Annotated in this window: 1 protein-coding gene and 7 tRNA genes; 6 read left to right on the forward strand and 2 right to left on the reverse strand. The window is 44.1% G+C overall.

Annotated elements, in window-relative coordinates:
- Positions 1-94 precede the first annotated feature (94 nt).
- Together CXF82_RS01050 and gltX are read right to left on the reverse strand one after the other, a co-directional pair.
- A tRNA-Ala gene (locus tag CXF82_RS01050) sits at positions 95-170 on the reverse strand.
- Between the two features lie 103 nt (positions 171-273).
- The gene (gene gltX / locus CXF82_RS01055) at positions 274-1,683 is read right to left on the reverse strand and encodes a glutamate--tRNA ligase (protein WP_102043528.1); all 1,410 of its coding nucleotides are present in this window, start codon (positions 1,681-1,683) and stop codon (positions 274-276) included.
- A gap of 439 nt (positions 1,684-2,122) precedes the next feature.
- Between gltX and CXF82_RS01060 the strand changes: the two genes are divergently transcribed.
- From CXF82_RS01060 to CXF82_RS01085, 6 genes are all read left to right on the forward strand, one after another.
- Positions 2,123-2,198: transfer RNA gene (locus tag CXF82_RS01060), tRNA-Val, on the forward strand.
- Positions 2,199-2,245: 47 nt separating this feature from the next.
- Positions 2,246-2,321, forward strand: a tRNA-Val gene (locus tag CXF82_RS01065).
- 49 nt (positions 2,322-2,370) lie between these two features.
- A tRNA-Val gene (locus CXF82_RS01070) sits at positions 2,371-2,446 on the forward strand.
- 40 nt (positions 2,447-2,486) lie between these two features.
- A tRNA-Val gene (locus CXF82_RS01075) sits at positions 2,487-2,562 on the forward strand.
- Positions 2,563-2,588: 26 nt separating this feature from the next.
- Positions 2,589-2,664 (forward strand) — tRNA-Val (locus CXF82_RS01080).
- Between the two features lie 45 nt (positions 2,665-2,709).
- Positions 2,710-2,785, forward strand: a tRNA-Val gene (locus tag CXF82_RS01085).
- The last annotated feature ends 62 nt before the right edge of the window (positions 2,786-2,847 follow it).

Raw genomic sequence — 2,847 nt, forward strand, 5'->3', positions numbered from 1 at the left:
TAGACGAAGGGGACCCGGACTGCATTAGACTCTGCAAAGAGTGAATACTCATTAAATCCTGTAGGCTAAGATTCAACGCTTAAGATTAGTTAATTGGTGGAGCCTAGCGGGATCGAACCGCTGACCTCAACACTGCCAGTGTTGCGCTCTCCCAGCTGAGCTAAGGCCCCTCACTAACTAAATCACCTTTGAGTGCACTATAAGCATTTGCTACCAGTGTCTCAACTGCGTGGCGCATTCTATGCAGCACACCCAAAAGTGTCAACTCGTTTTTTAGGAATTTATTCTATTTGCTACAAATTCAATCGCTTTGGAGATTCTTTGTTCACAGCGAGCCTTTCCAACCAAGAATAAGGTTAGATCGACAGCTGGTGACATACCCGCGCCTGTAACCGCTACGCGTAAAGGCATTCCCACTTTGCCCATTCCTACCTCTAATTCACTGGCGGTATCTTCAATTGCTTGATGAATAGCCTCTACACTCCACTCTTCCAGTTGTAATAATTTTGACTGAATAAGTTTAAGAGGCTCCATTGCAACGCCTCGAAGATGCTTCTTAGCTGCGTTTTCGTCAAAGTCGCTAAAGTCTTCAAAGAAGTAACGACTAGACGCCGCAAGTTCTTTTAACGTTTTTGCACGTTCAGATAGTGCTGTAACCACTTCAGCTAATTTAGGGCCATTACTGGTATCTATATTTTGATCCGCCATGTGCCACTCAAGATGAGAAGCTACATATTCTGGATCCATCTCTTTAATATAATGCTGGTTCAACCAATTCAACTTTTCGGTGTTAAAGGCAGAAGCTGCTTTATTGATATCATCGAGCTTAAAGAGTTGCTTCATTTCATCAATAGAGAAAACTTCTTGATCACCATGAGACCAACCTAAACGAACCAGGTAATTAAGCAGTGCTTCAGGCAAATAGCCATCGTCACGATATTGCATAACGCCAACGGCACCATGACGCTTTGACAACTTAGCACCGTCATCACCTAAAATCATCGCCACATGAGCATATTCAGGGATCGGGGCACCAAGCGCTTTCAAAATGTTGATTTGACGCGGTGTGTTATTGATATGGTCTTCACCACGAACAACACACGTAATACCCATATCCCAATCATCAACGACAACACAGAAGTTATAAGTAGGTGTACCTTCGGTACGAGCTATGATCAAATCGTCTAACATGCTATTTGATATTTCAATGCGCCCACGTACGTGGTCATTGAAAACAACGCTGCCTTCTGTCGGGTTTTTAAAACGAATCACAAATGGTTCATCAGTATCACGAGGCGCTTTATAACGGCAACAACCATCATACTTCTGCTGTTCACCTTTAGCGGCCTGTTCTTCACGCATCAGTTCAATACGTTCGCGGCTGCAATAGCACTTATATGCACTGCCCTGCTCTAACATTTGAGCTATGATTTCGTTATAACGGTCGAAACGTTTAGTTTGATAATAAGGACCTTCATCCCAGTTTAAACCTAACCACTCCATCCCTTCTAGAATCGCAGCACATGCTTCTGGTGTAGAACGTTCAATATCTGTATCTTCTACTCGTAATACAAATTCGCCTTGGTTTGCACGTGCATATAACCATGAATAAAGTGCTGTTCGAGCACCACCAACGTGTAGGAAACCAGTAGGGCTTGGTGCAAAACGCGTCTTAATTGTCATAATGGGACACTGACCTAATATAGAAAGTCTAAATAATAGACTGTACCAATGAATGTGGCGCACATTCTAACAGCCAAAGCGGTCAGGGAAAATAGTTCTGCTACTATATGGCAATTTTTGTGGCCGAAATGACACTTTTAAGCACTAGACTGACTTTTATCCGTCTTTAGCCCTCCTTCAATAAAAAATGATTAACTTTATCCTGCACCATTAATCGTTAATCTCCGTAAATTAGATCCGTTTCACTCTCAAAATATACCATTTTCATTCGAACACGCTAATATGATTAAGCCTAAATTTGATCACTTCCCCCAACGCTACGTGACGGAAATGATTAACTATGCTTCAATACGTGCAAAATTGAACCGCGCACCACCTTTTATCTAAAAAAGCGTTGACAGTAGATCGTTCCCCCCTATAATACGGCCCCACGCAGCGAGGTCGATTAGCTCAGCTGGGAGAGCACCTCCCTTACAAGGAGGGGGTCACTGGTTCGAGCCCAGTATCGACCACCATATTTTATTTTGAATAGAATATAGTTGTTAAAATTAGATAAGTCCCAGGTCGATTAGCTCAGCTGGGAGAGCACCTCCCTTACAAGGAGGGGGTCACTGGTTCGAGCCCAGTATCGACCACCATCTAACTAGATGAAGCTTATCTAAAAACAACGTTGTTAAAGTATTCCCAGGTCGATTAGCTCAGCTGGGAGAGCACCTCCCTTACAAGGAGGGGGTCACTGGTTCGAGCCCAGTATCGACCACCATCTTTTTGATGATGTGAATATTTTATTGTAAGAATGCCCAGGTCGATTAGCTCAGCTGGGAGAGCACCTCCCTTACAAGGAGGGGGTCACTGGTTCGAGCCCAGTATCGACCACCATCTTACAAAATTTAAGTTATATCCCAGGTCGATTAGCTCAGCTGGGAGAGCACCTCCCTTACAAGGAGGGGGTCACTGGTTCGAGCCCAGTATCGACCACCATTCTCTTACTAAAGAGAATAACAGTTAGTACAATGAGTAAGCCCAGGTCGATTAGCTCAGCTGGGAGAGCACCTCCCTTACAAGGAGGGGGTCACTGGTTCGAGCCCAGTATCGACCACCATTCTCTGCTAAAGAGAATAACAGTTAGTACAATGAGTAAGCCCAGGTCGATTAGCTCAGCTG

Source organism: Shewanella sp. GutDb-MelDb, from assembly GCF_002836075.1.
Taxonomy (GTDB): Bacteria; Pseudomonadota; Gammaproteobacteria; order Enterobacterales; family Shewanellaceae; genus Shewanella.

What these genes read in the sequence shown, in the direction of transcription:
- gltX (WP_102043528.1), bottom strand. Translation starts at nt 1,683, where the DNA reads ATGACAATTAAGACGCGTTTTGCACCAAGCCCTACTGGTTTCCTACAC.